Source organism: Stenotrophomonas sp. HMWF023, assembly GCF_003060985.1.
In the GTDB taxonomy this organism is placed as follows: Bacteria; Pseudomonadota; Gammaproteobacteria; order Xanthomonadales; family Xanthomonadaceae; genus Stenotrophomonas; species Stenotrophomonas lactitubi.
The window spans coordinates 1-5,004 of record NZ_QAIJ01000001.1 but is presented as its reverse complement, the minus strand read 5'-3'; the positions used below and the strand labels follow the sequence as shown (position 1 = coordinate 5,004).

Sequence of the window (5,004 nt, the reverse complement as noted above, 5' to 3'; positions counted from 1 at the left end):
CGGCCGATATGCCCAAGGACCCGTTGCTGACCTACAGCCAGGCCAACGTCATCGAGGGCCGCTTCCACTATGCGGGCAGCAGCCGTACGGCGCGGCATACCGTCGCTCTGGTGTCCTGGATCGATCCGGATGACTTCGGTCGGCAGAAGGTTGAAGTGGTGCAGCACCTGCCTGGTGTTGCCCGCTATGGCATCAACCAGACTGAAGTAACGGCGGTGGGTTGCCATTCGCGCTCGCAGGCGCAGCGGGTGGGCAACCATATCCTGCATACCGAGATGCTGGAAACCGAGACGATCAGCTTCTCCGTAGGGCTTGATGCACTGGGCTGCATGCCGGGTGACGTGATCCAAGTGGCCGACCCGAACCGCGCCGGTCGCCGCAACGCAGGGCGTATCCGCAGCGCGGGTGCCCGTACCTTGGTGCTGGACCAGCTGCCAGAGAAGATTGAAGCAGGTGACATCCTGCGCGCCACGCTGCCCAACGGCCATTCCGAAGCGCGCACGGTGCAGTCGGTTGACGGCGATACGGTCATGGTCACTGCACCGTGGTCGGCAGTGCCGGTCGCGCAGTCGGTCTGGGCATTGGAGTCGCCGGAGCTGGCACTGCAGCAGTACCGGGTGCTGTCGATCAGTGAAGGCGAAGAGCTGACCTACCAGATCACCGCGCTCAAGCATGTGCCGGGCAAGTATGCCGCCATCGACGATGGTACGCGCCTGGAGCAACTGCCGATCAGCATCGTGCCACCCAGTGTGCAGCCGCCGCCGAACAACGTGCGGATGGCCTCGCATGTCGTGGTCGATCAGGGTATTGCCACGTCGATGCTTACCATCGAGTGGGATGCGGCAGACAAGGCGATCGCCTATGACGTGGAATGGCGTCGTGGCGATCTCAACTGGGTACGGGCCGGTCGCGTGGGTACGCAGAGCCTGGAAGTGCGCGGCGTGTATGCCGGCCAGTACCTGGCCCGGGTGCGTGCGGTCAATGCGCTGGGTGCGGTGTCGCAGCCGATGGTCAGCGCACTGACGACGATTGAGGGCAAGACCACGCCACCGCCGTCGCTCTCGTCGTTGACCAGCACCAGTCGCCCCTTCGGCATCGCACTGTCCTGGGGCTTCCCCCAAGGCGCAACCGATACCGAGCGTACCGAGCTCTGGTACAGCACCGGTCCCAACCGTGAGAGCGCGATCAAGCTAGGTGACTTCGCCTATCCGCAGGCGCAGCACCAGATGAACGGTCTGGCCGCAGGCGTGCGTTTCTGGTTCTGGGGGCGCCTGGTGGACCGCAGCGGCAACATCGGACCCTGGTATCCACTGGATGTCGGGGTGCTCGGCGAATCGAGCAGCAACCCAGACGACTACGACAGCTACTTCGCTGGCCGCATCAACGAAAGTGCCTTGGGTCAGCAGCTGCAGCACAAGATCGAGCGCGTCACCGAGGTACTGCCGCTGGTATGGGACGCGGCTGCTTCGTACAGTCCGGGCCAGACCGTCATCCATGGCGGCCGGATCTGGAGCTGGCAGGGAGGCGCAGCAGGCAACGAAACGCCTCCCGGTACCCACTGGAAGGATGTGGGTGATGCCATCGCTGACGCTGGCGCCGTTGTTGGTCGTGTCGACCAGCTTGAGATGGACGTCACCGAGGTCGATGGCAAGGTGGCCGCGCAGGGTCAGAAGGTCGACGGATTGTTCGCCCAGGTCAGCGACCACAGCGCGGGCGAGGAGGACTACAACGTCGGTGAGAACGACGTTACTGCCGGCGCCATCACCGTCTACAGCGTAATGGCGGAGAAGGACGCGGCACTGGCCAAGCGGGTGGATACGGTCGAGGCATCCATCGATGGTGTTCCCGGCAAGATCGAGGGTGTCAGTGCCGCGGTCCAGCAGGTCTCGCAGGCCGTGGTCAACCTGGATGGGAAGGTCAGTGCGACCTATACGGTCAAGGCACAGATCACCAGCGCCGGGCAGATCTACATGGCCGGTATGGGCCTGGGCGTGGAGCAGCAGCCTGATGGCAGCTACCAGAGCCAGATCCTGATGCAGGCGGATCGCTTCGCGCTGATCAATGAGAGGAACGGGCAGATCACCACGCCCTTCGTAGTCGAGAACGGGCAGACCTTCATCAGTCAGGCGTTGATCGGCAACGGCAGGATCCAGAACGCGATGATCGGTGACTTCATCCAGTCCAACGCGGTGGGCGCCAAGGGCTTGCCGCGTTGGCGGTTGGACAAGAGCGGCGCGATGACCATGACCGGCCCCGACAACGGGGGCTATCTGACCATCGTCAACAACGTGATCCAGGTGTTTGATGCAGCCGGAACGCTGCGCGTACAAATGGGGGTGTGGTGATGCCTGCAGGAATTCAAGTATTCAATGCCGACGGCAGCCTGGGTTACGACCCGCAGGGACGGTTGTTCCGCGTGCTTGCACGCGTGCAGTACAGCACGGTGGACAGCAGCGCCGCCTTCTCACGGCAACCGGAGGATACCGATCTAACGGCGGTCGCTCGCGGCTGGTATGCCCCGGACTTCACCATCGACATGGCCTCCGGCACCATCAGCTGGCGCCACGTCAATGTTCCCCTCAAAGACCGCTATCCCGGCACTGTCGAAATATGGGCGCGCTGACATGACCGCAGGAATCAAGATCCTCAATGACTGGGGCACGGTGCTGATCGACGATGCCTTCCCGACTCTGGCGATGCTCGCTCAAGGCACCGCTACGCTGGACAGTGAAGGCAGTCGCTACATCGGCAACCATGCGGGTTCCGTGGCCGTGCGCTCGACCGCAGTGGTGGGTAGCCAGTACTTCAATGAAATCGATGGCTATCCAACCGGGTTGTATCTGCTGGGTCCACCCGGTGCGGTGGTGCAGTGGTATGTCTACGCGCCGCCACAGGAGCCGCCGAGCAGTTTTGGCCTGATCATCCGTGACAGTGCTGGCCGGCTGATGTTCGACGCGGGCAGGAAGGCCGCGCGGGTGGCTGGCCTGCGCTCGGCATCGACGCGCCCCGGCTGGCAGGGCAGTGCACAGTTCGATCCTGGTCGGGCGTGGGCAGTGATGCCTCTGGTCTCCGCGTTCGATTCGGTGAATACGTTCCGGCGATGGGGCGATCCACAGGAGTACCTGCAATACGAGGACGTGAGTGTTTCCGGAGGGGCTGTGAACGGTGGCAGCATCACCTTCGGGATGACGTCCAAGGCTCGTCGCACCTACGGACCCAACTACGGCCTGCCTCTGCCCACCGGGTTCACCTATACCGCGAACAATGCAGCCCTCGCGGTGCTTGACGTGACCGGCTACTAACGCAGCGGGCGCGCAACATAGGGAGCGAACGGGGCCTGGCTGGCCATTTGAGCCGCCCGGCCCCTTCCCGTAGACTGCGCCCCTCCCACGCTCCCCGACGACGCACTGCAGTGATCACGCCACCCTGAACCTTGCCGCCCTTCGGCAGCCGGCCCATCCGGCTCAGGAACCCGTGTCTTTCCACTGCAGCGCCACGTGGCCTCGCCCGCGCGTGCGCGGAGCTTTTCCATGCAAACGTCCTATCCCCTGCGCCAGCAATGGCTCGGCAACCTCCGTGGTGATCTGCTGTCCGGTGCCGTTGTCGCCCTGGCGCTGATTCCCGAAGCCATCGCGTTCTCGTTGATCGCTGGCGTCGACCCCAAGGTCGGCCTGTATGCCGCGTTCTCCATCGCCGTGATCACCGCCATCGCCGGTGGCCGGCCGGGCATGATTTCCGCTGCCACCGGTGCGATGGCACTGGTGATGGTCGACCTCGTTCGTGATCACGGCCTGCAGTACCTGTTCGCCGCCAGCATCCTGGCCGGCCTGCTGCAGGTAGTGGCCGGCGTGTTCAAACTCGGTTCGTTGATGCGCTTCGTTTCGCGCTCGGTCATCACCGGCTTCGTCAACGCACTGGCCATACTGATCTTCCTGGCGCAGATGCCGGAACTGATCGGCCGCGGCCCCATCGTCTACGTCCTGTGCGCCGCCGCGCTGGCGATCATCTACCTGCTGCCGCGCGTTACCCGCGCTGTGCCTTCGCCGCTGGTGGCCATCGCCGTGTTGACAGCGGTGGTGATGGGGTTCGGCATCGACGTACGCAGTGTCGGCGACATGGGCCGGCTGCCCGACAGCCTGCCGCACTTCTTCATCCCCGACGTGCCGATGACGTGGGACACCCTGCGCATCCTGCTGCCGGTGTCGGCGACGCTGGCGGTGGTCGGGCTGCTCGAATCGATGATGACCCTGCAGATCGTCGAGGACATCACCGAGACGCCCAGCGAGCGCAATCGCGAATGCGTCGGCCAGGGCCTTGCCAACACGGTCACCGGTTTCCTCGGTGGCATGGCCGGCTGCGCGATGATCGGCCAGTCGGTCATCAACGTGACCTCCGGCGGTCGAGGCCGGCTGTCCTGCCTGGTGGCCGGTGTACTGCTGCTGGTGCTGGTGGTGTACGGCAGCGATCTGGTGCAGCAGATTCCGATGGCGGCGTTGGTGGCGGTGATGATCATGGTCAGCATCGGTACCTTCAGCTGGCGCTCGCTGCGCGACCTGCGCACGCATCCGCGCAGTTCGTCGGCGGTGATGCTGCTGACCGTGGTGGTCACCGTGGCCACCCACGACCTGGCCAAGGGCGTGCTCAGCGGCGTGCTGTTGTCTGCCCTGTTCTTCGCCCGCAAGGTGGGGCGCATGCTCGACGTGCAGCGCGAAGACCTTGCGGACATGCAGGTCTACCGTGTGCGCGGCCAGGTGTTCTTCGCCTCGGCCGGACAGCTGGGTGCGGCCTTCGATTACCAGCATGTGTCGCCGAAGGTGCAGATCGACCTGTGCGAGGCCCATCTGTGGGATCTGACTGCCGTCGCCGCGCTGCAACGCGCGCAGGAAAAGCTTGCCGCGCACGGTGCCGAGGTCAGCGTTGTCGGCCTCAACACCGCCAGCCAGACGCTGATCGAACGGGTGGGAGGGCGCGGCGGCGCACATTGACCGCGCGCCCGGTCCAAAC

The 5,004-nt window shown here is 64.6% G+C and carries 4 protein-coding genes; all 4 read left to right on the top strand.

Annotation, left to right across the window (positions count from 1 at the left end; translation table 11 throughout):
- The coding region (locus DBR20_RS00020; RefSeq protein ID WP_108264740.1) for a DUF1983 domain-containing protein at positions 1 to 2,345 on the top strand (2,345 nt) is incomplete at its 5' end.
- Entirely contained in the window at positions 2,345 to 2,623 is a 279-nt protein-coding gene (locus DBR20_RS00015; RefSeq protein ID WP_108264739.1) for a hypothetical protein, read from the top strand. The genes DBR20_RS00020 and DBR20_RS00015, both read left to right, overlap by 1 nt.
- 1 nt (position 2,624) lies before the next feature.
- Positions 2,625 to 3,302 (top strand): hypothetical protein, encoded by a 678-nt coding sequence (locus tag DBR20_RS00010; protein WP_108264738.1) that lies wholly within the window; start codon positions 2,625 to 2,627, stop codon positions 3,300 to 3,302.
- Between the two features lie 228 nt (positions 3,303 to 3,530).
- Positions 3,531 to 4,985: a SulP family inorganic anion transporter gene (locus DBR20_RS00005; protein ID WP_108264737.1), complete on the top strand. Its 1,455-nt coding sequence runs from the start codon at positions 3,531 to 3,533 to the stop codon at positions 4,983 to 4,985.
- The last annotated feature ends 19 nt before the right edge of the window (positions 4,986 to 5,004 follow it).

Excerpts from the sequence above, each read along its gene's own strand:
- DBR20_RS00015 (WP_108264739.1), top strand. The coding sequence starts at position 2,345 with ATGCCTGCAGGAATTCAAGTATTCAATGCCGACGGCAGCCTGGGTTAC.
- DBR20_RS00010 (WP_108264738.1), top strand. The coding sequence starts at position 2,625 with ATGACCGCAGGAATCAAGATCCTCAATGACTGGGGCACGGTGCTGATC.
- DBR20_RS00005 (WP_108264737.1), top strand. The coding sequence starts at position 3,531 with ATGCAAACGTCCTATCCCCTGCGCCAGCAATGGCTCGGCAACCTCCGT.